At 49.0% G+C, this 24561-nt stretch carries 21 protein-coding genes; 18 read left to right on the forward strand and 3 right to left on the reverse strand.

Annotated elements, in window-relative coordinates:
• Positions 1-46 precede the first annotated feature (46 nt).
• The gene (dut, locus tag DWZ03_RS01205; RefSeq protein WP_025831605.1) at positions 47-481 is read right to left on the reverse strand and encodes a dUTP diphosphatase; all 435 of its coding nucleotides are present in this window, start codon (positions 479-481) and stop codon (positions 47-49) included.
• A 212-nt stretch (positions 482-693) separates the two neighbouring features.
• On the opposite strand from dut, the gene DWZ03_RS01210 reads away from it, so the two are divergent.
• Positions 694-2022, forward strand: coding sequence for a deoxyguanosinetriphosphate triphosphohydrolase (locus DWZ03_RS01210; RefSeq protein WP_044468530.1), 1329 nt, complete (start codon positions 694-696; stop codon positions 2020-2022).
• Positions 2023-2050: 28 nt separating this feature from the next.
• Here the strand turns inward: DWZ03_RS01210 and DWZ03_RS01215 are convergent, their stop codons facing one another.
• On the reverse strand, positions 2051-3028 hold the full coding sequence (locus tag DWZ03_RS01215) for a GNAT family N-acetyltransferase (protein ID WP_008662703.1): 978 nt from the start codon (positions 3026-3028) through the stop codon (positions 2051-2053).
• A gap of 43 nt (positions 3029-3071) precedes the next feature.
• Complete coding sequence (locus DWZ03_RS01220) at positions 3072-3890, reverse strand: 1-acyl-sn-glycerol-3-phosphate acyltransferase (RefSeq protein WP_005830371.1); 819 nt, start codon at positions 3888-3890, stop codon at positions 3072-3074.
• Positions 3891-4105: 215 nt separating this feature from the next.
• On the opposite strand from DWZ03_RS01220, the gene DWZ03_RS01225 reads away from it, so the two are divergent.
• The 17 genes from DWZ03_RS01225 to DWZ03_RS01310 all read left to right on the forward strand — a co-directional run bounded on the left by DWZ03_RS01225 (position 4106) and on the right by DWZ03_RS01310 (position 24271).
• Positions 4106-4609, forward strand: coding sequence for an RNA polymerase sigma factor (locus DWZ03_RS01225; protein WP_008662699.1), 504 nt, complete (start codon positions 4106-4108; stop codon positions 4607-4609).
• 376 nt (positions 4610-4985) lie between these two features.
• Positions 4986-5489, forward strand: a complete 504-nt coding sequence (locus DWZ03_RS01230) for an RNA polymerase sigma factor (protein WP_005830374.1) — start codon at positions 4986-4988, stop codon at positions 5487-5489.
• A gap of 168 nt (positions 5490-5657) precedes the next feature.
• The gene (locus DWZ03_RS01235; protein ID WP_243634938.1) at positions 5658-7079 is read left to right on the forward strand and encodes a glycoside hydrolase family 125 protein; all 1422 of its coding nucleotides are present in this window, start codon (positions 5658-5660) and stop codon (positions 7077-7079) included.
• Between the two features lie 521 nt (positions 7080-7600).
• Complete coding sequence (gene mraZ / locus DWZ03_RS01245) at positions 7601-8077, forward strand: division/cell wall cluster transcriptional repressor MraZ (RefSeq protein ID WP_120128534.1); 477 nt, start codon at positions 7601-7603, stop codon at positions 8075-8077.
• Positions 8078-8087: 10 nt separating this feature from the next.
• On the forward strand, positions 8088-9008 hold the full coding sequence (rsmH, locus tag DWZ03_RS01250; protein ID WP_008662693.1) for a 16S rRNA (cytosine(1402)-N(4))-methyltransferase RsmH: 921 nt from the start codon (positions 8088-8090) through the stop codon (positions 9006-9008).
• Between the two features lie 9 nt (positions 9009-9017).
• Positions 9018-9368 (forward strand): FtsL-like putative cell division protein, encoded by a 351-nt coding sequence (locus DWZ03_RS01255; RefSeq protein ID WP_005830386.1) that lies wholly within the window; start codon positions 9018-9020, stop codon positions 9366-9368.
• An 87-nt stretch (positions 9369-9455) separates the two neighbouring features.
• Entirely contained in the window at positions 9456-11594 is a 2139-nt protein-coding gene (locus DWZ03_RS01260) for a penicillin-binding protein (RefSeq protein ID WP_061411071.1), read from the forward strand.
• 45 nt (positions 11595-11639) lie between these two features.
• On the forward strand, positions 11640-13088 hold the full coding sequence (locus DWZ03_RS01265) for a UDP-N-acetylmuramoyl-L-alanyl-D-glutamate--2,6-diaminopimelate ligase (RefSeq protein ID WP_009037699.1): 1449 nt from the start codon (positions 11640-11642) through the stop codon (positions 13086-13088).
• Between the two features lie 122 nt (positions 13089-13210).
• Complete coding sequence (gene mraY / locus DWZ03_RS01270; RefSeq protein ID WP_005830392.1) at positions 13211-14479, forward strand: phospho-N-acetylmuramoyl-pentapeptide-transferase; 1269 nt, start codon at positions 13211-13213, stop codon at positions 14477-14479.
• Between the two features lie 98 nt (positions 14480-14577).
• A complete protein-coding gene (murD, locus tag DWZ03_RS01275; protein ID WP_057097762.1) occupies positions 14578-15912 on the forward strand; it encodes a UDP-N-acetylmuramoyl-L-alanine--D-glutamate ligase in 1335 nt (444 codons plus the stop codon).
• A 91-nt stretch (positions 15913-16003) separates the two neighbouring features.
• Entirely contained in the window at positions 16004-17320 is a 1317-nt protein-coding gene (locus tag DWZ03_RS01280; protein WP_005834555.1) for an FtsW/RodA/SpoVE family cell cycle protein, read from the forward strand.
• A gap of 99 nt (positions 17321-17419) precedes the next feature.
• Positions 17420-18643 (forward strand): undecaprenyldiphospho-muramoylpentapeptide beta-N-acetylglucosaminyltransferase, encoded by a 1224-nt coding sequence (gene murG / locus DWZ03_RS01285; RefSeq protein WP_005834552.1) that lies wholly within the window; start codon positions 17420-17422, stop codon positions 18641-18643.
• Between the two features lie 69 nt (positions 18644-18712).
• Positions 18713-20158 carry a UDP-N-acetylmuramate--L-alanine ligase gene (gene murC / locus DWZ03_RS01290; protein WP_229122345.1) on the forward strand — a complete coding sequence of 482 codons (1446 nt, stop codon included), beginning with the start codon at positions 18713-18715 and terminating at the stop codon, positions 20156-20158.
• Positions 20151-20888, forward strand: coding sequence for a cell division protein FtsQ/DivIB (locus tag DWZ03_RS01295; protein ID WP_005830403.1), 738 nt, complete (start codon positions 20151-20153; stop codon positions 20886-20888). Before murC ends, DWZ03_RS01295 begins: the two co-directional genes overlap by 8 nt.
• Before the next feature lie 83 nt (positions 20889-20971).
• Entirely contained in the window at positions 20972-22405 is a 1434-nt protein-coding gene (gene ftsA, locus DWZ03_RS01300; protein ID WP_008662688.1) for a cell division protein FtsA, read from the forward strand.
• Positions 22406-22438: 33 nt separating this feature from the next.
• A complete protein-coding gene (gene ftsZ / locus DWZ03_RS01305) occupies positions 22439-23752 on the forward strand; it encodes a cell division protein FtsZ (RefSeq protein ID WP_005830408.1) in 1314 nt (437 codons plus the stop codon).
• A gap of 69 nt (positions 23753-23821) precedes the next feature.
• Complete coding sequence (locus DWZ03_RS01310) at positions 23822-24271, forward strand: GatB/YqeY domain-containing protein (protein ID WP_005830410.1); 450 nt, start codon at positions 23822-23824, stop codon at positions 24269-24271.
• Positions 24272-24561: the final 290 nt, after the last annotated feature.

The following is a 24561-nucleotide window of genomic DNA, read 5'->3' on the forward strand; positions in this document are numbered from 1 at the left end:
CTATTTAATTATAAATTCTTAACCCGTAAAACGGAACAATATCCATTCATTTTTTACCCGTATGCCCGAAGCCACCGGCACCGCGCTCCGTCTCATCCAGCACTTCCACTTCCTGCCAAAGAGCTTGTTCGTGACGCGCTATCACCATTTGTGCAATCCTCTCCCCATCTTCGATGACGAAGGTTTCTGCAGAAAGGTTGACGAGAATAATACAAACTTCACCACGGTAATCGGCATCAATCGTTCCAGGGGAGTTCAGCACGGTAATCCCCTTCTTAATGGCCAATCCGCTACGCGGACGCACTTGCGCCTCAAATCCTTCAGGAAGAGCGATATAAAGGCCAGTAGGCACCAGACACCGCTGCATCGGAGCCAGCGAAATAGGTTCATTAAGGTTTGCACGGATATCCATTCCTGCAGACAGCTCAGTGGCATAAGCCGGAAGCGGATGCTTTGATTTATTGATGATTTGTACGTTCAACATGATGTTATTTACGATTTGACGATTTACTATTTACGATTGGGGCTACTTCTATTCTTACAATTCGAGTAATTCAAGTTTCGCAATTCATCTTCCTTTTACTATAAACTTGGGCGAAAATACGGCTTTTTATACAAAATAGTGATACATTTGCAGTTAAATAATAGTAACTTCAATCGTAAATAGTAAATCGTCAAATCTCAAATAACATCATGATGAATTGGAATACGCTCATATCTGCCAAACGCTTCGGACTGGAAGAGTTTCACCAGGAACGCCATGAAAACCGCTCGGAATTCCAACGTGACTATGACCGCCTTGTCTTCTCTGCCCCCTTCCGCCGTCTGCAGAACAAAACCCAGGTATTCCCTCTTCCCGGTAGTGTATTCGTCCACAACCGATTGACACACAGCTTGGAAGTATCATGCGTAGGCCGCTCATTAGGCAACGATGTATCGAAAGTTCTCATTGCCCGCCACCCGGAACTGCAAGGCAGCTACCTCACCGAAATAGGCTCCATAGTTTCGGCCGCCTGCCTGGCACACGACTTGGGAAATCCTCCTTTCGGACATTCGGGAGAACGAGCTATTTCCACCTTTTTTTCCGAGGGAAAAGGAATGTCCCTGAAGGGCCAACTGACACCTGCCCAATGGGAGGACCTTACTCACTTTGAAGGGAATGCAAATGCGTTCCGTCTGCTTACCCACCAGTTTGAGGGAAGGCGGCAGGGAGGATTTGTACTCACCTACTCCACCCTGGCAAGCATCGTGAAATATCCCTTTTCATCGAGTCTCGCAGGCAAGAAGTCAAAATTTGGTTTCTTCATTACAGAGGAAGAAAGTTTTCGCCGCATAGCAGAAGAACTGGGTATGGAGAAGCAGAACAATGCCCCGTTGAAATATGCCCGCCACCCGCTGGTCTACCTGGTGGAAGCCGCCGATGACATCTGCTACCAGATGATGGATATCGAGGATGCCCATAAACTAAAAATTCTGACTACACAAGAAACCAAAGAGTTACTTCTCTCTTATTTCTCGAAAGAGCGCCAAGCACACCGGCTCAAAACCATGGAGATAGTAAGCGACACCAATGAGCAAATAGCCTATCTGCGTTCCAGCGTTATCGGACTGCTTATCGGCGAGTGCGTGCAGGCCTTTGTAGACAATGAAGAAAAGATTCTGAAAGGAGAATTTGAAGGAAGCCTCATCAACCATATATCCGAAGTACCTGCCAATGCCTACAAGCACTGTGCAGACATCTCCCTGAAGAAGATTTACCGCTCACGCGACGTGCTGGACATTGAACTTGCCGGTTTCCGTATCATCAGTACCCTGCTCGAACTGATGATTGACGCCGTGTGTTCTCCGGAAAAGGCATATTCGCAACTGCTCATCAATCGCGTATCGGGCCAGTACAACATAAAAGCGCCTGCACTCTATGAAAGAATACAGGCGGTATTGGATTACATCTCCGGAATGACGGATGTATTTGCACTCGATTTATACAGGAAAATAAACGGGAATAGCTTACCAGCGGTATAACAGACGACAAGCATTCTTCCGGATAGTCCTATGATACAACCTTATTTGCTCCCGACGTAAGCTTGCACGACTCCGGTTCGCTCGCTATGAACGACTCGATGTGGCGGATGCGCTTTTCTGCCAGAATCTCGTCCACGGCAATCAGGATGCCCGTTTCCTCCACATCTCCGAAACCGTAATTGATGGCTGTACCGAACATACGCATGGTAGGGCTAAGACTCATATAGGCATTCACCAACGGGGGAATATTGTACCCCGCCTTACGGATTTCACAATTCAAAATCTTATAGTCTTCCTTAAAAGAGTCTTTACAGAATAGAGCATCCAATTCATTCTCGTCCGACTCCAGAAGCAACGGTTTCATCGGAGTAATCAGGTTGTCCTTATCCGCAAAATGTTTCCGAAGGAAATAAAGAATCTTATCACGGCTCTGACGATGATAGCTGGGATACATAGTCACCTTTCCGAAGAAATACTTCACATTGGGCATGACTACGGTCAGTGCGCCCAAACCATCCCACAGATTATCCAACGCGAACAGCCCCTTGCTGTCAGCACGCGTAGACTGATACTCCAACGTAACGAACGAACGTCCCAATTCGATGGTCGTAGGAAGATAGTCCTTCAGAAACTTATCCGAAAAGTTGAACATGTGGGCAGTTGCCAGAATAGGGGCGCCATGTTCATCAAAACGCACATCCGTACCTAAGATATAACGGTATCCACCCAAAATTTCTTCTGCTTCCGGATTCCAGACAATCAACTGCTTGTACGGGTTGTCCATGATGTCATATTCATCAATATCCATAGACTTGCCCGTTCCTCCTCCTGCAGCACGGAATGCAATCTCGCGCAAACGGCCGATCTCCTTCATTGTATTCGGAGAGTCTTGGGCAGTAATGATATATATCTGATTATGACTTCTATTGGTCATGCGCAGACGCTTTTCCTCAGTCAACTCCGCTTTCAACAGCTCCTTGCTTATCGGTGCAATTACATCTTCCATATTTCTCTGTTAGTAGTTCTTCTTTTATATAAATACGGTCTCTCTACAATTTATATACAATATCCTTCACATATTGCGCCCATCCGGCCGGGCTTTTCGATTTGTCGAAAGTTTGCCAGGGGATAGGCTTCCCTATGGTGATGGTAAATGTTTTATGGCGATTCTTCAGCATTTCATCTGCCAGGTAAAGCATGGCGATATTGAACTTGATGCCCAACATCTTACAAAAATTGGCAAGATTATAAAAGAAGTTGGAGTTCCGCCCCTCGAAGTGGATGGGAACTACATCACGGTGGGCTTCGACACTCTTCACGATAAAGGTCTTTTTCCAATCCAAGTCACGGATGACCCCATTCTGCCTACGCGAACAAAGCCCTGCGGGAAACATGATGAGCTGATTGTCCGAAGCAAATCCCGCCTCCACCATTCTCGGGAAGTCTTTGGCCTGCTTTCCCGTCTTGTTGATGGGGATGCAAAGCGGCGCCAGTCCGTGCAGGTTCATCAGCAGGTCGTTGACCATATATTTCACCTTGCCACCATAAAAGGAGCCCAGGACATAACCCAACGCCACTCCATCCTGCCCACCCAGGGGATGGTTGGACACAAAAGTATAAAGCCCTTCTTTAGGCAGATTTTCCTCCCCCTTTACCACAATATTGGCATCAAGGAACTCCAGACAAGCTTTCAGGAAATCTACACCGACTTTATCTTTCGACTCCCGCAAAAAGACATTCAATTCCTCTTGATGAACGATATGCTTCAAATAAGAAACCACGAACTTGGGGATATACTTAGACTGCTTCGGAGCCTTTTCCCGAAGTATCTTGTCTATGTCAATCAAAAATAAAGAGTCGTCAGCCATTCTTCTTTTGATGAAATGAATGCGCAAAATTAACTCATCTTTTTAATTAATCGCAAAAAAATGACAGAAAACTGCACCCGAAATCTATCAAATAGCACCTAAAAACTGTCAATTGATAGTTTTTCCCCTAAAGTGTGTTTGAAATCCGTCTGCCTGAAAGAGAAAACTTCCGTAAACTTGCAATATCAAGATTAACGAAAAAAAACATAGCACATATGAACAATATAACATTTAAAAAAGACCTGCTCGGAGTTCAAGACGATTTATTGCGTTTTGCATACAAACTTACTTCCGACCGTGAAGAAGCCAACGACCTCTTGCAGGAAACATCCCTGAAAGCTCTGGATAACGAAGAGAAGTATACGCCCGATACTAATTTCAAAGGATGGATATACACCATCATGCGCAATATCTTCATCAACAATTACCGCAAAGTGGTGCGTGACCAGACTTTCGTGGATACCACGGACAATCTCTATCACCTGAATCTGCCGCGCGACGCCGCTTTTGAAAGCACAGAAAGCGCATATGACCTGAAAGAGATGCACCGCATTGTCAACGCCCTTCCACGGGAGTACAAGATTCCCTTCTCCATGCATGTCTCCGGCTTCAAATACCGCGAAATTGCAGAGAAGCTAGGGTTGCCCTTAGGCACGGTAAAGAGCCGCATTTACTTCACCCGCCAAAAACTACAACAAGACTTGAAGGATTTTGTTTAAGCACTCAGCATATAAAACCAGTGATTTCCATAAATTAAGAAGAGTACAGATTTTAGTTGTATCAAAAGAGAGAAAGGCAGGCCGGGACAATCCCGCGTCTGCCTTTCATGGTCTCGCCCCTTGTATTTCGTACACAAACTCATTCAAGCCGTTACGCTTTGCGACAATATTATTTACAAAAATCAGGATAGCAATCTCTGGCTACATCCCACTTTTCCACCTATCCGAGGCACTGAAAGCTAACCAAAGCCACCCGAAAACTGCCAATTGTTAGATTTTACCCCAAAGAGAGTTTGATTTCCGTCTATCAAAAAGAGAAATCATCCGTAGCTTTGCATCATCAATAAAACGAACAATAATTTAAAAAACATCCATTATGAATAATAGAACATTTACCCAAGACCTACTCGGAGTTCAAAACGACTTATTACGCTTTGCATATAAATTAACCTCCGACCGCGAAGAGGCCAACGACCTGCTTCAAGAGACATCCCTGAAAGCTCTGGACAATGAAGAGAAGTACACACCTGATACCAACTTTAAAGGATGGATATATACCATCATGCGTAATATTTTCATCAACAATTACCGTAAAGTGGTACGTGACCAGACATTTGTAGATACCACAGACAATCTCTATCATCTGAACACGCCGCATGACCTCACACTCGACAGTACAGAAGGCGCCTACGACCTGAAGGAAATGCACCGCATTGTCAATGCCTTGCCACGTGAGTACAAGATACCTTTCTCCATGCATGTCTCCGGTTTCAAGTACCGTGAAATCGCAGAAAAGCTGAACCTCCCACTTGGAACAGTAAAGAGCCGCATCTTCTTTACCCGCCAGAAACTGCAACAGGAACTGAAAGATTTCAGATAAGAGAATACGGCAACCTAAGAATTGTTTATTAATTGGCCGGATAAAAAAGTAAATATGCTTATCTTTGGGCAATCATGGGACACAAACCAAGATACTTAAAGAAAAACCGAGTAATTAATAAACAACATGAAGAAACAGACAATCATTACAGCCTGCACATTTGCAGCAATGACAATGGCTACTCCTGCCATTTTTGCCGTACAGCCGGCCATGAGTAACCACGTATGCGCCTCCGACGCTATCAAGAAAGACAACCGACCGGTAGAATCAAAACGACTGTTCTGTTCCAAAGCCGTAGAAGAACAAATTCAACGGATACAGCAGCTGCTGAAAAATCAGAAGCTGTCATGGATGTTCACTAACTGCTTTCCCAACACGCTGGACACCACCGTCCATTTCCGCAAGGACAAGAAAGACGGGAAGCCCGACACATTTGTCTACACCGGAGATATCCATGCCATGTGGCTCCGCGACTCAGGTGCGCAGGTGTGGCCCTACGTACAGCTGGCCAATGAAGACAAGGAACTGAAGACGATGCTTGCAGGAGTCATCAACCGCCAATTCAAGCTGATTAATGTAGACCCGTTTGCCAACGCCTTCAACGACGGCCCCATCCCCGACGGACACTGGAAAACCGACCTTACCGACATGAACGACGAGGTGCACGAGCGTAAATGGGAAATCGATTCACTGTGTTATCCGCTACGCCTTGCCTACCATTACTGGAAAACGACCGGTGATACAAGCATCTTCGATGCCGAGTGGATAAAAGCAATCCAAAACATCCTGACCACCTTCCGCGACCAACAGCGCCGTGACGGACGCGGTTCCTACCATTTCCAGCGGGTAACTGAACGCGCACTGGACACGATGACCAACGACGGCTGGGGCAATCCGGTGAAACCGGTCGGACTGATTGCATCTTCTTTCCGCCCTTCCGATGACGCCACCACCTTCCAATACCTGATACCCTCCAACTTCTTCGCCGTATCTTCGCTGCGTAAGGCAGCCGAGATTCTGACTGAAGTCAATAACCGCCCGGAGCTTGCAAAAGAATGTACCGACCTGGCCGGAGAAGTAGAAACCGCCCTACGAAAATACGCTACCTACAACCATCCCAAATACGGCACCATCTATGCCTTCGAGGTAGACGGTTTCGGCAACCACCTTCTGATGGACGACGCCAATGTACCGAGCCTTATCGCACTGCCCTATCTGGGCGATGTGGACATCAACGATCCTATTTACCAGAACACCCGTCGTTTCGTATGGAGCGAGGATAACCCATACTTCTTCAAAGGTACGGCAGGCGAAGGCATTGGAGGTCCGCACATCGGCTACGACATGATTTGGCCGATGAGCATCATGATGAAAGCCTTCACAAGCCAGAACGATGAAGAGATTAAAACTTGCGTGAAGATGTTGATGGATACAGAAGCCGGAACCGGCTTTATGCACGAGTCTTTCCACAAAGACAATCCCGCCAAGTTCACCCGCGCCTGGTTTGCATGGCAAAACACATTGTTTGGCGAACTCATTCTAAAACTGGTGAACGAGGGCAAGCTAGACTTGCTGAACAGCATACAGTAAAAAAACATTTATCCCCCCTGGATTCTGTGGATGAATGTAATAATCAACCACTCCAGGGGGAATATTATCACTCCTCCCTCCCATCATCTTCCGGTAAGTAGTAACGTTCACAAAATAGACGGGAAGTTAACAAAAAAAGTTTCAGAAGTTAATACTAAAACAAGAAAGAGTTAAGAAAGAGCTTTATCCCAAACTTTGGTTTTTCCAAACCAAGCCTGGGGATAGAGAAACCAAGTCTTGGTTTAGATATCCGCAAAGCTGGGAAAGAAGTTTCCCACCCAAGACACCATTCCACCAACAAGCGACTTTCAAACCAAAGACCGTCATCCTCAACCGAATCTTTTCAAAAGAGACTACACGAATCCCCCACCAGCAAAGCGTTTCAAAAGCAGCTTCATTATCAAATGAATAAGCTATCAACAAGGTGTTGAAAACTTCTTCCTAAGATTTTAGTTAAAAGATTGTGGGGAATTGTGGGGAAATGTGTATTTTTACCGTCGCTTATTATAATAAGGTGAGAAATGATACAATTTTTAGGTAATATCGAGGCTAAGGCGGATGCAAAAGGAAGAGTTTTCATCCCGGCCACCTTCCGGAAACAGCTGCAAGCCGCTTCTGAAGAAAGACTCGTGTTGCGTAAGGACGTGTATCAGGATTGCCTGGTGCTCTACCCGGAAAGTGTATGGTTTGCCACTCAAAACCAACTTCGCTGCCGGCTGAATAAATGGAACGCCAAACAACAAATGATTTTCCGCCAGTTCGTAAGTGACGCGGAAGTCATAACCCCTGACGGGAACGGACGCATCCTGCTCCCAAAACGTTACCTGCAAATGGCGGGTATACAAAGTGATGTCCGCTTCATTGGTGTGGACAACACAATAGAAATCTGGGCTAAGGAACGTGCCGACCAACCATTCATGAACCCCGACGAGTTCAGCGAGGCTCTTGAAGAACTGCTGGGAGACGAAAATATTTGTTGTGACGAAAATAAGCTATAAACAACAGATGATGAAAGAAGAAACAACATATCACATCCCCGTATTGCTGATGCCGAGCGTAGATGCAATGAACATCCGTCCGGACGGCACGTATGTAGACGTAACGTTTGGTGGAGGAGGACATTCGCGCGAGATACTGTCCCGCCTGGAAGACGGCGGCCGGCTGCTGAGCTTCGACCAGGACGAGGATGCGGAACGTAACATTGTGAACAACCCGCATTTTACATTCGTACGCAGCAACTTCCGCTACCTGCACAACTTCCTACGCTATCACGGCATCGAAAAAGTGGATGCCATACTTGCCGACCTCGGCGTATCTTCCCATCACTTTGATGACAGCGAACGGGGATTCTCCTTCCGCTTCGACGGGGCACTGGATATGCGTATGAACAAGCGTGCCGGCCTAACCGCTGCCGACATCGTGAATACCTACGAAGAAGAAAAGCTGGCCGATATTTTTTATCTGTACGGCGAGCTGAAGAACAGCCGGAAACTGGCATCTGTCATCGTTAAGGCACGGGCTACGCAGAGAATTGCCACCATCGGCGAATTTCTGGAAATCGTCAAACCACTCTTCGGCCGCGAACGCGAGAAGAAAGAACTGGCAAAAGTATTCCAGGCATTGCGCATTGAGGTAAACCAGGAAATGGAAGCACTGAAAGAAATGCTGTATGCGGCAACAGAAGCGCTAAAGCCGGGAGGCCGCCTGGTGGTGATAACCTATCACTCCCTGGAAGACCGTATGGTGAAGAATATCATGAAAACCGGCAACGTGGAAGGCAAGGCCGAAAAAGATTTTTTCGGGAACGTATTGACCCCGTTCCGGCTAGTCAACAACAAAGTGATTGTACCGGACGAGGAAGAGATAGAGCGCAATCCGCGTTCGCGCAGCGCCAAGCTGAGAATTGCAGAAAGAGTAATGAATGATTAGTGACTAGCAATGGAAAAGAAGCAAGAAGAAAAGAATACGGAAAAGGTGAAAAAACGCACCTCACTGAAGAACATCATCGGAGGCGACATTCTGGCCACAGACTTCTTCCGCCGCCAAGCCGGATTGTTGTTCCTTATCATGGTGCTTATCATTATTTACATCAACAACCGTTACGAATGCCAACTGCAACTGATAGAGATAGACAATCTTAAAAAAGAGCTGATAGACATCAAGTACGATGCCCTGACACGCAGTTCGGAATTGATGGAGCGGAGCCGCCAATCGCGCATCGAGGAATACATCGCCACCAAAGAAAGCGATTTGCAGACTTCCACTAATCCACCGTACTTACTAAAATAATGGAGAATTGAGGATTAAAGTAATTTCAATAGTACATCGTAAATCGTTAAATCGTAAATAACATTGGCTGTAAATAAAAAAAACATAATGACCCGTTACTTCTTCGTCGTCCTACTCATGGGGTTGGTGGGGATAGCTATTGTTGTGAAAGGCGCCATGATTATGTTTGCCGAGCGACAGTACTGGCACGATGTAGCCGACCGCTTCGTAAAAGAGAATGTAACGGTGAAGCCCAACCGGGGAAATATCCTGTCCTCGGATGGCAAACTGATGGCAAGTTCGCTGCCGGAATATAAAATATATATGGACTTCATGTCCGGCGAAAGGGACGAGAAGCGCCGCAAAAAGGACCAGCAGCGCAAGGATTCTATCTGGAAAGCCAATTTCGATTCCATCTGTATCGGGCTTCATCAGATTTTTCCGGACATCAGTGCCGCCACCTTCAAAAGCCATCTGCGCAAGGGGCGGGAGATGAAGAGCCGGAACTACAACATTCTTCCCAACCGCAACCGGCGCATCTCTTACATTCAGTATAAGGAAGCCAAGCGGTTACCCGTATTCAAGATGAACAAGTACAGAGGCGGGTTCCACGAACAGATATACAACCAGCGTAAAAAGCCGTTCGGTTCTTTGGCAGCCCAAACCCTGGGCCGTCTCTATGCCGATACAGCCATGGGAGCCCGTAACGGCATTGAACTGGCCTTCGACACCCTGCTGAAAGGACGGAACGGTATTACCCACCGTCAGAAGGTGATGAATAAATACCTGAATATCGTAGACCTTCCCCCGGTAGACGGTTGTGACATCATATCCACCCTCGACGTAGGCATGCAGGACATCTGCGAAAAAGCCCTGGTGGACAAGTTGAAGGAAATCAATGCCAACGTCGGGGTAGCCGTACTGATGGAAGTGGCTACCGGAGAAGTAAAGGCCATTGTCAACATGATGAAAGCCGGAGACGGCAATTACTACGAAATGAACAGTAATGCCATCAGCGATATGTTGGAACCGGGCTCCACCTTCAAGACAGCCTCCATTATGGTGGCACTGGAAGATGGCAAGATAACCCCAGATACCGAGGTAGACACGGGCAACGGTATTATGAATATGTACGGCAGCAAGATGAGGGACCACAACTGGCACCGGGGAGGTTACGGAAAGATAGATGTGACACGTATTCTGGAAGTTTCTTCCAATGTGGGTGTCTCCTACCTCATCGACAAGCACTACAAGGATAATCCGCAGAAGTTCGTGGACGGTTTGAAGCGCATGAGCATCGACCAACCGCTTCATCTGCAAATACCCGGTGAAGGGAAGCCCAACATCAAAGGACCCAAAGAGCGTTATTTTGCCAAAACGACTTTGCCGTGGATGAGTATCGGTTACGAAACCCAGGTACCTCCCATAAACATACTGACCTTCTACAATGCCATAGCCAACAACGGGGTCATGGTACGCCCCAAATTTGTGAAAGCAGCGGTAAAGGACGGTGAGGTAGTGAAAGAATATCCTACGGAAGTAATCAATCCCAAGATATGCTCCGACCATACCCTGACACAAATCCGCGAAATCCTTCGGAAAGTGGTATCGCAAGGATTGGCAAAACCCGCCGGCAGCAAGCAGTTCTCTGTATCGGGCAAGACGGGTACGGCACAGATTTCACAAGGAGCCGCCGGATATAAGTCGGGACGGGTGAACTACCTTGTAAGTTTCTGCGGATATTTCCCCTCGGAAGCACCCAAATACAGTTGCATCGTTTCCATCCAGAAGCCTGGGTTACCAGCTTCAGGCGGTCTGATGGCAGGTAGTGTCTTCGGGAAAATAGCAGAAAGAGTTTATGCCAAAGACCTGCGTTTTGACATACGCAGTGCCATAGACAGTACCACCAATGTGATTCCTCCCGTGAAAGCCGGAGAGATGAACGAAGCACTCCTTGTACTGAATGATTTGAAAGTGCCCGTTCAGAAACAGTTCTCTGGACAAAAGAAAAAGGAACAGTGGGGACATACACAAGCTGCTCCGTCGGCAGTCATCCTGCAAGACCAGGAACCGGCCTCGGGCACCGTGCCCAGCGTGGTAGGTATGGGAGCGAAAGATGCTGTCTACCTTTTAGAGAGTAAAGGACTGAAAGTAAGGCTAAACGGCGTAGGACGGGTGAGGAACCAGTCCATAGCAAGCGGTAGCCGGATAGTGAAAGGACAAACCATAGCCCTGACACTACGTTAACATGAGAATAAACAAGATTTGGATATACACTATATATAATAAGGTATGAGATTAAGTGATTTGTTGCAAACAATACAGCCGGTCCGGATTACCGGAAGTACAAGCATGGAGATAACGGGGGTGAATATAGATTCCCGCCTGATAGGAACCGGACATCTGTTCATGGCCATGCGTGGTACGCAGACCGACGGGCATGCCTATATTCCGGCTGCCATCGATAAAGGGGCTGTTGCAGTATTGTGTGAAGAATTGCCGGAAGAGCTTAAGGCCGGCATCACCTACATTCAGGTGAAAGACAGTGAAGATGCCGTAGGGAAAGTGGCTACCACTTTCTATGGTGACCCTACATCCAAGATGGAACTCATCGGCGTGACCGGAACCAACGGAAAAACAACCGTTGCCACCTTATTATATAATACTTTCCGCTATTTCGGCTACAAGGTCGGACTGGTTTCCACTGTATGCAATTACATCGACGACCTGCCCGTACCGACCGAACACACCACCCCGGACCCGATAACCCTGAACCGCCTGCTCGGAGAAATGGCAGATTCCGGCTGCAAGTATGCCTTCATGGAAGTCAGTTCCCATTCCATTGCCCAGAAGCGCATCAGCGGTCTGAAGTTTGCCGGCGGTATTTTCACTAATCTGACCCGCGACCATCTGGATTATCATAAAACGGTGGAGAACTACCTCAAAGCCAAGAAAAAGTTCTTCGACGAACTGCCAAAAGGAGCTTTCAGCCTGACCAACCTGGATGACAAGAACGGACTTGTGATGACGCAGAATACCCGTTCGAAGGTATACACCTACTCTTTGCGTAGTCTTAGCGACTTCAAAGGCAAAGTCTTGGAGTCTCATTTCGAGGGAATGTTGCTCGACTTCAACAATCACGAACTGGCAGTACGTTTCATCGGAAAGTTCAATGCCTACAACCTGCTGGCGGTATTCGGTACTGCCGTATTGCTTGGCAAGAAAGAAGAGGATGTACTGGTTGCCCTCAGCACGCTGCATCCGGTAACCGGCCGCTTCGATGCCATCCGTTCACCGAAAGGCTACACCGCCATTGTGGACTATGCGCATACTCCAGACGCCCTGGTCAATGTATTGAACGCCATTCACGGAGTGCTGGAAGGAAAAGGGAAAGTGATTACCGTTGTGGGCGCCGGCGGCAACCGCGACAAAGGCAAGCGTCCCATCATGGCCAAAGAATCCGCCCGCTTGAGCGACCGGGTCATCATCACCTCCGATAACCCGCGCTTTGAAGAGCCGCAGGACATCATCAACGACATGCTGGCGGGACTGGATAAAGACGACATGCAGAAAACCATCAGCATCACCGACCGCCGCGAAGCCATCAAGACAGCCTGCATGCTGGCACAGCCGGGAGACGTGATTCTCGTTGCAGGCAAGGGGCATGAGAATTATCAGGAGATTAAAGGCGTGAAACACCATTTTGACGACAAAGAGATATTAAATGAAATAATGTGCTGATATGCCAATGTGCTAATTGCCATGCGTCATGTAGGATATTCATTCCTTTACCAGCAGATATACCAGACTATCAATTAGCATATTGGCACATTAGCACATTAAACAATTAAATAATTAACATCATGTTATACTATTTATTTCAATGGTTAGACAAATATGACTTCCCCGGTGCGGGCATGTTTGGCTATACATCCTTCCGTTCGTTGATGGCAATCATTCTGGCATTGCTCATTTCGAGTATCTGGGGAGATAAGTTCATCAATCTACTGAAACGCAAGCAGATTACTGAAACGCAACGTGATGCCAGCATCGACCCGTTCGGCGTAAACAAGGTGGGAGTACCCAGCATGGGCGGTGTCATCATTATTTTTGCCATACTCATTCCTTGCCTACTACTGGGCAAATTGAGCAATATTTATATGATATTGATGCTGATTACCACAATCTGGCTGGGGTCGCTGGGCTTTGCCGACGACTACATCAAGATATTCAAGAAGGACAAGGAAGGCCTGCACGGTAAGTTCAAAATCATCGGTCAGGTAGGCTTGGGACTTATCGTCGGACTGACTCTCTACCTCAGTCCGCAGGTGGTTATCCGCGAGAACATAGAAATAGAGAAACCGGACGGACAGATAGAAGTGGTGCATGCCGCCAAGGAAATCAAGGCAACACAGACCACCATCCCATTCTTCAAGAGCAACAACTTCGACTATGCCGACCTAGTGGGCTTCATGGGTGAACATGCCCAGACAGCAGGTTGGATACTGTTTGTGATTATCACGATTTTCGTAGTTACCGCCGTCAGCAACGGAGCCAACCTGAATGACGGAATGGACGGAATGGCGGCAGGGAACTCTGCCATTATCGGACTGACCTTGGGAATACTCGCCTACGTATCGAGCCACATTGAATATGCCGGCTACCTGAATATCATGTACATTCCCGGCTCGGAAGAACTGGTAATCTTTATCTGTGCCTTCATCGGTGCACTTATCGGCTTCTTGTGGTACAATGCCTATCCGGCCCAGGTATTCATGGGCGATACGGGCAGTCTGACCATTGGAGGAATCATCGCAGTATACGCCATCATTATTCACAAGGAACTGCTGATACCCATCCTTTGCGGTATCTTCCTGGTGGAGAACCTTTCGGTCATCCTGCAACGCCTCTACTACAAGGCAGGCAAGCGGAAAGGCGTGAAACAACGTCTCTTCAAAAGAACACCGATACACGACCACTTCCGCACTTCCATGAGCCTGATAGAGCCGGGATGCAGCGTAGTATTCACCAAACCGGACAAGCTGTTCCACGAATCCAAAATCACCATCCGCTTCTGGATTGTGACGATTGTATTGGCAGCGATAACGATTATAACATTAAAAATTAGATAACAAACAAATGAAGAACTAAGAATGAAGAATGAAGAATTTAGCTGTACATCATCTCGCTGCATAGCGATTCTTCATTCATCATTCTTAATTAAAAAAGTATGAGTAGAATTGTAGTATTAGGAGCTGGCGAAAGCGGCGCAGGCGCTGCCGTACTGGCCAAAGTGAAAGGATTCGACACGTTCGTCTCCGACATGTCCGCCATCAAAGACAAATACAAGGAACTGCTGGATAAATACGGCATTGCCTGGGAAGAGGGACACCACACAGAAGAGCTGATTCTGAATGCTGACGAAGTAGTGAAAAGCCCCGGTATTCCCAACGACGCTCCGCTCATTATGAAATTAAAGGAAAAAGGTACGCCCATCATCTCTGAGATAGAGTTTGCGGGACGGTACACTGACGCAAAGATGGTCTGTATCACCGGCTCGAACGGAAAGACTACAACCACCTCGCTCATTTATCACATCTTCAAGAGTGCAGGCCTGAACGTCGGCCTCGCCGGCAACATCGGCAACAGCCTGGCCTTGCAGGTAGCCACGGAGCAGCATGATTACTACGTCATTGAGCTGAGTTCCTTCCAGCTGGACAATATGTATAACTTCCGTGCCAACATTGCCGTACTGATGAACATCACACCAGACCACTTGGACCGTTACGACCACTGTATGCAGAAATATGTGGACGCCAAATTCCGCATCACCCAAAACCAGACACCGGAAGACGCTTTTATCTTCTGGAACGACGACCCCATCATCAAGCGCGAGCTGGACAAGCATGGCCTGCGCGCCCATCTCTACCCGTTCGCTGCCGTGAAGGAAGACGGGGCCATCGCATACGTGGAAGACGGTGAAGTGGAAATCAACGAACCGATAGCCTTCAATATGGAGCAAGAGGAGCTGGCGCTGCACGGCACACACAACCTATACAATTCGTTAGCCGCCGGCATCTCGGCCAATTTGGCCGGCATCCGGAAAGAATATATCCGCAAAGCCTTGTCCGACTTCAAGGGAGTGGAACACCGGTTGGAGAAAGTAGCCACCGTACGCGGCGTGAGCTTCATCAACGATTCCAAGGCTACGAACGTAAATTCCTGCTGGTATGCCCTACAAAGCATGACCGGCAAAACCGTACTTATCCTCGGCGGTAAAGACAAAGGAAACGATTACACGGAAATCGAAGACCTCGTACGCGAAAAGTGCTCTGCCCTGGTCTATTTGGGATTGCACAACGAAAAGCTGCACGCCTTCTTCGACCGTCTGGGACTGCCCGTAGCCGACGTGCAGACCGGCATGCAGGATGCCGTAGAAGCAGCCTTCAAGCTGGCAAAGAAAGGTGAAACCGTGTTGCTCAGTCCTTGCTGTGCCTCCTTCGACCTCTTCAAGAGCTATGAGGACCGCGGCGATCAGTTCAAAGCATGTGTCAGAGCACTATAAGATACAGATGCCGTAACAGTCCTATTACGAATTCCGTAACAAGAACGGCAACTTTTAATTCTTTAATTATTAATTTTTAATTTGCGAAGCATTGGATTTATTAAAGAGCATATTCAAAGGCGATAAAGTGATTTGGATTATTTTCCTTTTCCTTTGCCTCATCTCCATCACAGAGGTATTCAGTGCTGCCAGTACGCTGACCTACAAGAGTGGCGACCATTGGGGACCGATTACGCAACACAGCATCCTCCTGATGGTAGGCGCCGTCATTGTAGTACTGGTACACAACATCCCCTATAAATGGTTTCAGGTGTTCCCGGTATTCCTGCTTCCGATATCCATCGGACTGCTGGCTTTTGTGATGCTGATGGGATTCATTACCGGCGACCGCGTAAACGGCGCAGCCCGCTGGATGACCTTCATGGGTATTCAGTTCCAGCCGTCGGAAATAGCGAAGATGGCCGTCGTCATCGTTACCGCCTTTATCCTCTCGAAAGGGCAGGATGAAGACGGTGCAAGTCCGAAAGCCTTTAAGCGCATCATGATTATTACCTGCATTGTCTGTGGCCTTATCCTGCCGGAAAACTACTCGACGGGAATGCTGCTCTTCGGAACGGTCTACCTGATGATGTTCATCGGGCGGGTATCTGCCAGGAAACTGCTGATACTGGGAGGAGGGATTGTGGCATTCGTAACAGTCTTTGTCGCCTTCCTGCTGGCCACGCCAGACAAGACATTGGAAAATATACCGATGGGGCACCGCTTCACCACTGTAAAATCCCGTATTGCAGACTTTACCAACAAGGAGGAAGTTCCTGCCGCCAAATTCGACATCGACGGCGACGGGCAAGTGGCACATGCCCGTATTGCCGTAGCTACGAGCAACGTTGTAGGCAAGGGTCCGGGAAACTCCGTACAGCGTGACTTTCTGAGCCAGGCATTCTCCGATTTCATCTATGCCATCATCATCGAGGAACTGGGACTGGTAGGCGGAATAGTCGTTGTGTTCCTTTATGTCTGCCTATTGGTGCGAGTGGGCCGTATCGCCAAAAAATGCGACCGCACTTTCCCCGCTTTCCTCATTACCGGAATAGCCTTGCTGCTCGTCACGCAGGCGCTGTTCAACATGATGGTTGCCGTAGGTCTGGCACCCGTCACGGGACAACCGCTTCCACTCATCAGCAAGGGTGGTACATCCACTTTCATCAACTGTGCCTACATCGGCATGATACTGAGTGTCAGCCGCTATACAGCCAAGCTGGAGGAACAGCGGATGCATGATGCGCAAGTGCCGATGCTGATAGATGCCGGAAATGCCGAGAACCCGGAACAACCGGCCGATAGCGAAGCACAGACAGCCGCCGAGCCGACAGCAAAGGTACTGAACAGTGATGCGGAGTTTGAATAACAGCCTCTCCCCCAACCCCTCCCCCGTAGGGAGGGGAGAAAAGAATAATTGAGTAATGGAGAGCATGCCAATAATACAAAAATAAAAAAGAACAAGAATATGAGTAAAGAGGCGAACAACTATACAACCAAAAGTAACTCTACCCCTCTCCCTACGGGGAAGGGGGTGAGGCTTATCATCAGCGGCGGCGGTACCGGAGGACATATCTTTCCGGCCATCTCCATCGCTAACGCCATAAAAGAGTTGTGTCCCGACGCGGAGATTCTCTTCGTAGGTGCCGAAGGAAGAATGGAAATGCAGCGTGTTCCAGATGCCGGTTACCGGATTATAGGCTTACCCGTTGCCGGATTCGACCGTAAACATCTGTGGAAGAACTTCTCCGTACTGCTGAAACTGATACGAAGCCAGTGGAAAGCACGGAGCATCATCAAGGAGTTCCGCCCGCAAGTAGCCGTCGGTGTAGGTGGCTATGCCAGTGGTCCTACGCTGAAAATGGCGGGCATGATGGGTATTCCCACGCTGATACAAGAACAGAATTCCTACGCCGGTGTCACCAACAAGCTGCTGGCACAGAAGGCATGCAAGATTTGCGTGGCCTACGAAGGTATGGAAAAATTCTTCCCGGCAGAAAAGATAATCATGACAGGTAATCCGGTGCGCCAGAACCTGCTCGGACATTCCATCCTGCACGCAGACGCCGTAAAGTACTTCGGATTGAACCCGGAAAAGAAGACTATCCTCATTCTGGGCGGCAGTCTTGGAGCGCGTACCATCAACCAGACATTGACTGCCGGACTGGATGTCATTCGTACCCACCCCGACGTACAGTTTATCTGGCAGACTGGCAAGATATACATTGACCAAGTCAGAGAAGCCATTACAGCCACTACGGGAGAAGCCGTACGTAACCCGCATATCAGTGCCATTCCGAATCTGTATGTGACGGACTTCATTAAGGATATGGCAAACGCCTATGCCGCTGCCGATCTGGTGATTTCACGTGCCGGAGCCGGTTCCATCTCCGAGTTCTGCCTGCTGCACAAGCCGGTCATCCTGGTTCCCTCACCCAATGTGGCCGAAGACCATCAGACCAAGAATGCGCTGGCGCTGGTGGATAAGGATGCAGCTATCTATGTGAAGGATGTGGAAGCGAAAGAGAAGCTGCTGCCGGTGGCGTTGGAGACAATCGCTAACCCCGAGAAGCTGCAAGACTTGAGCAAGAATATCGCCAAGCTAGCGTTGCCGGACTCGGCGACAATTATTGCGAAGGAGGTATTGAAGAGCCTCTCCCCTTGTCCCTCCCCCGTAGGGAGGGGGGAATAGATAGTACTGCTATCGTTCTTTTTATAATATCATACTTTTGGAAGAAGAGTTTGAAGAAAAAATTTGAATATGAATAAAAATATAAGCAATAGTAACTCATCTCCCCTCCCTACGGGGGAGGGGCAGGGGGTGAGGCTTGAAGCCATTCGCTCCGTTTATTTCGTCGGTGCCGGCGGCATCGGCATGAGCGCTCTGATACGCTATTTCCTCTCTAAAGGAAAGACAGTAGCGGGCTACGACCGTACGTCGAGCGAACTGACAGAACGTCTGATTACGGAAGGAGCACAGATACACTACGAAGAGGATATCGACCTTATTCCGGAGGAGTGCAAAGACAAGGCAAGCACGCTCGTGGTCTATACCCCCGCCGTGCCGCAAGGGCATGCAGAACTGACCTATTTCCGTGAAAACGGCTTCAACATACATAAGCGCTCCCAAGTATTGGGCATCATCACCCGCAGCAGTAAAGGCCTGTGCGTGGCAGGTACGCATGGCAAGACTACCACCAGCACCATGGCTGCCCACCTGCTGCACCAGTCACACGTGGGCTGCACCGCCTTCCTCGGAGGCATTTCGAAGAACTACGGTACGAATCTGCTGCTTTCCGCCACCAGCCCTTATACCGTTATCGAAGCGGATGAGTTCGACCGCTCCTTCCACTGGCTATCGCCCTGGATGAGTGTCATTACTGCCACCGACCCCGACCACCTGGATATATACGGCACCAAAGAAGCCTATCTCGAAAGCTTCCGCCACTACACCACGCTTATCCAGCCGGGCGGCGCCTTGATTCTGCACAAAGGACTGGAAATGCAAGCCGACGTACAACCGGGCGTCACCACCTATACCTACTCGCGCAACGAAGGCGACTTCCATGCCGAGAATATCCGCATCGGAAACGGTGAAATCTTCATCGACTTCGTGGCGCCTGACACCCGCATCAACGATATTCAGTTGGGGGTTCCCGTCAGTATCAACATCGAGAATGGTGTTGCCGCCATGGCACTCGCCCATCTCAGCGGTGCCACCGACGAAGAAATCAAGCAAGGCATGGCAAGCTTCCGCGGAGTGGACCGCCGCTTCGACTTCAAGCTGAAGAACGACCGGATTGTATTCCTCAGCGATTACGCCCACCACCCTGCCGAAATAGCCCAAAGCGTGAAGTCCGTCCGCGAGTTGTACCAAGACAAGAAGATAACCGTCATCTTCCAGCCCCACTTGTACACCCGTACTCGCGACTTCTATCGTGACTTTGCAGACAGCCTTTCCCTATCCGACGAGGTGATTCTGACAGAGATATACCCTGCCCGCGAGCAACCGATTCCCGGCGTGACGAGTCAGCTGATTTATGACAACCTCCGCCCCGGCATCGAGAAATGCATCTGTAGGAAAGAAGACGTCCTCAGCCTCCTCGCCCAAAAGCACACCGAAGTATTGGTAGTGCTGGGAGCCGGAGACCTGGACAACTATGCGCCCCAAATCACCCAACTATTATCAGAAAAATATCATGGTTAAAAGGATTCTACTTTCTATCGTTCTGTTGCTTGTCATTGCTTACCTGGTAGTGGCTGTCACAGCTTTCAACCGCAAGCCCACCTCGCAGGTGTGCCAAGACGTGGAACTGGTGATAAAAGACACGGTATATGCCGGCTTCATCACGAAGAAGGAAGTAGCTACCCTGCTGGAAAAGAAAGGCATCAGCCCCATTGGGAAAGACCTGGAACGCGTGCGTACCAAGACCTTGGAGCGCGAACTTGCCAAGCATCCCCTCATCGACCAGGTGGAGTGCTACAAAACCCCGAGCGGCAAGCTCTGCATCGAAGTGACCCAGCGCACCCCCATCCTGCGCGTGATGAGCGCCAACGGCGAAAACTACTATCTGGACAACAAAGGTACCGTGATGCCCCCCGATGCAAAGTGCGTTGCACACCTCGCCGTTGTAACCGGAAATGTAGAAAAGTCGTTTGCCATGAGGGATTTATATAAGTTTGGTGTATTTTTGCAAAAGAATTCTTTTTGGAATGCACAGATAGAGCAAATTCACGTATTGCCCGGCAAGAACATCGAGTTAGTGCCCCGTGTCGGCGACCATCTTATCTATTTAGGCAAGATTGCCGGATTCGAGAAGAAGCTGAAACGTGTAAAGGCATTCTACGAAAGAGGATTGAACCAGGTGGGTTGGAACAAATACTCCCGTATCAGCGTTGAATTTGATAATCAAATCATCTGCACAAAGAGAGAGTAGAGAAAGGGATTTACTAATAGTCCTTCTTTATCAAAGCGCAGCAAATAGTAAATTGTAAATAGTAAAATAGTAAATAAATAGATATGGCAACAACAGATTTCATCGCCGCTATCGAGTTGAGTTCTTCCAAGATTTCCGGTATCGCAGGAAAGAAGAGCAGTGACGGAAGTATCCAGGTGTTGGCTTATGCACGCGAAGATGCATCCCCGTTTATACACAAAGGGGCCATCTACAACATTGACAAGGCCGCACAAGCGCTGACTTCCATCATCAACAAGCTGGAAGGCCAGTTGAACAACTCCATCGCCAAAGTATATGTAGGCATCGGCGGACAATCATTGCGCACGGTGAGGAATGCGGTAAGCCGTACGCTGGAGGAAGAGAGCATCATTTCGCAAGAACTGGTAGACGAGATTTGCGACGAGAACCGTGATGTACCTCTGGTAGACATGAGTGTGCTGGATGTAGCCCCGCAAGAATACAAGATAGACAACACGCTGCATGTGGAGCCCGTAGGAGTTGCCGGAAGATACATCACCGGACAGTTCCTCAACATCGTGGCGCGTGCCTCGCTGAAGAAGAACCTCGAGCACAGCTTCGAGCAAGCCAAAGTGGAAATTGCCGACGACCTGCTCGTGGCTCCCACTGCGTTGGCCAAAGCCGTGCTGACCGAAAACGAGATGCGTTCAGGCTGTGCACTGGTGGACTTCGGTGCCGACACCACCACCGTGCTGGTCTATAAGAACAATATCCTGCGCTACCTCAGCGTACTGCCGCTGGGTGGAAACAACATTACCCACGACATCACTTCCCTGCAAATGGAAGAGGAAGATGCCGAGAAGCTGAAACTGCAATACGGTGATGCCCTCTACGAGGAGGAAGAAGACGCCGAGACCCCTGCCGTATGCACGTCGGAAGACGGCCGTACCTTTGAACTGGCCCTGCTGAACAATATTATCGGAGCACGTGCAGAAGAAATTCTTGCCAACGTATGGAACCAGTTGCAACTTTCCGGCTACGAGGACAAACTTTTCTCCGGTGTTGTATTCACCGGTGGAGGAGCCAATCTGAAGAATCTTGAGAAAGCCTTCCATAGAGTGAGCAAGATTGAAAAGGTAAAGACCGCCAAGTTCGTACAGACCACCGTCCACACACGCAGCGACGAGCCCAAGAAGGACGGCATGCACAACACACTGCTGGGCCTGCTGGCTGCCGGCAACGAGAATTGCTGCCTGCAAGAGGTGAAGCCGGTGCAGCAGCCTGCCTCCAATGTTCCTCCCAAACCGGTCGACATATTCGTTGACGACGAAGCGCTGAAAGAGCAGGAAGCCGCCGCACGCGCCGCCAAGGCACAGCGCGAGAAGGAAGAGAAAGAACGCAAGGAGCGTGAGCGCAAAGAAAGGGAGCTGCGCGAAAAGGAAGAAAAGAAGAAGAAAAAGAAAGAAGGCCCCAGCTGGTTCGAAAAGACTTTCAACAAGCTTTCCAACGAAATCTTCTCGGACGACGATATGAAGTAATAATGTGATAATGTGCCAGAAAATTAAGTTATTATGGAAGATATAGTACAATTCGATTTCCCGACCGATTCACCGAAAATCATTAAAGTAATCGGTGTAGGTGGAGGTGGCGGCAATGCCGTGAACCATATGTACCGGGAAGGTATACACGACGTGACGTTCGTACTGTGCAACACAGACAACCAAGCGTTGAAGGACTCTCCCGTGCCCGTGAAGTTACAGCTTGGAAAAGAAGGCCTGGGAGCCGGAAACCGCCCTGCCCGTGCCCGCAAGGCAGCAGAAGAGAGCATCGAAGACATCAAGAATATGCTGAACGACGGCACCAAGATGGTATTCATCACTGCCGGAATGGGCGGTGGTACCGGTACGGGTGCCGCACCCATCATTGCACAAACCGCCAAGGAAATGGACATCCTGACCATCGGCATCGTCACCATCCCTTTCCGCTGGGAGGGCGACAAGAAGATAGACCAGGCACTGGATGGCGTAGAGGAAATCAGCAAGCACGTAGATGCCCTGCTGGTCATCAACAATGAAAAGCTGAGCGAGATATACAGCGAGCTATCCGTAGACGACGCGTTTGACAAGGCCGACGACACCCTTTCGGTAGCCGCCAAGAGTATTGCCGAAATCATCACCCTGCATGGAAAGGTGAACCTCGACTTCAACGACGTGAAAACAGTGCTGAAGGACGGCGGCGTAGCCATCATGAGTACCGGCTACGGCGAAGGTGACAACCGTGTCAGCGAAGCCATCAAGAACGCGCAGCACTCGCCGTTGCTGAACAACAACGACATCTTCAACTCCAAGAAAGTACTCCTCAACATCTCTTACAGTGCACAATACAAGCTGATGATGAGCGAGATGGACGAGGTGAAGGAGTTCATGAACCGTTTCAGCCGCGACTTCGAAACCAAATTCGGTATGGCCATTGACGACAAGCTGGAACAGAAAGTGAAAATCACCCTGCTTGCCACCGGTTTCGGTATCCAGGACATCCACATGAAGGAAATGGACGACCGCATCACCCAGCGCACCGCCGAAGAACAGCAACGCCTTGCCGAGCTGGAGGAGGAAGAGGAACAGAGACGCAACCGCCGCGAAGTGTACTATGGCAAGGATGCCAATGCCCGTTCCCAGCGCAGCCGCCGTCGCCATATCTATCTCTTCAATCCCGAAGACATGGACAACGCCGACATCATCAGCATGGTAGAGAATTCTCCGACCTATCTGCGTGACAAAAGCACGCTGAACAGCATCAAGATGAAGGCAGAGCAGGAAGGGCAGCTCGCCACCGAAGCCGCGCAAGAGGCAGAAGGCGGTGCAGGGGGAGTCATCACCTTCTGATTTTTCCGTTCCCGATATGTAAAACCATCCTCCTCCCCTTCGGGGGAACAGGAGTAAACCTATAACAATATGGATTTATTTGAAAAAGTCAGCGAAGACATTAAAACAGCCATGAAAGCCAAAGACAAAGTGGCTCTCGAAACATTGAGAAACGTAAAGAAAGTATTCCTTGAAGCCAAAACCGCTCCCGGAGCCAACGATACCCTGAGCGATGCAGATGCTTTGAAGATTATCCAAAAACTGACCAAGCAAGGCAAAGACGCCGCTGAAATCTATGTACAGCAAGGTCGCCAGGACTTGGCAGACGATGAGCTGGCACAAGTAAAGGTGCTTGAAACCTATCTGCCCAAGCAGATGAGCGCCGAAGAACTGGAGGCAGCCTTGAAGGAAATCATAGCCGAAGTCGGCGCCACCAGCGGCAAGGACATGGGCAAGGTGATGGGTGTAGCCAGCAAGAAACTTGCCGGACTTGCCGAAGGCCGCGCCATCTCAGCCAAAGTAAAAGAGTTGCTGGGATAAAGAAATACACTTCCCCTATCATATAAGCCGTGCTTCAACAGAGGGACTCAGCGTCCAAAGTCTGTTGAACACGGCTTTTTACATACCAATCCATATCCTCCCCCACAAGAGATTATACGCTATCTATCAACGCATTATATTTACCGACCGTTTACCATAAGATGTAAAAGCCGTTACCTAATGATGTAACGACGGTTACCCTATATTGAAACGGTCGTTACCCTATATTGTAACGACCGTTACAGCTTATCGTAACGACCCTTACAGCAGTAAGTAAAACTCCCTACTCC

The organism is Bacteroides sp. AF29-11 (assembly GCF_003602895.1).
Taxonomy (GTDB): Bacteria; Bacteroidota; Bacteroidia; order Bacteroidales; family Bacteroidaceae; genus Bacteroides; species Bacteroides uniformis.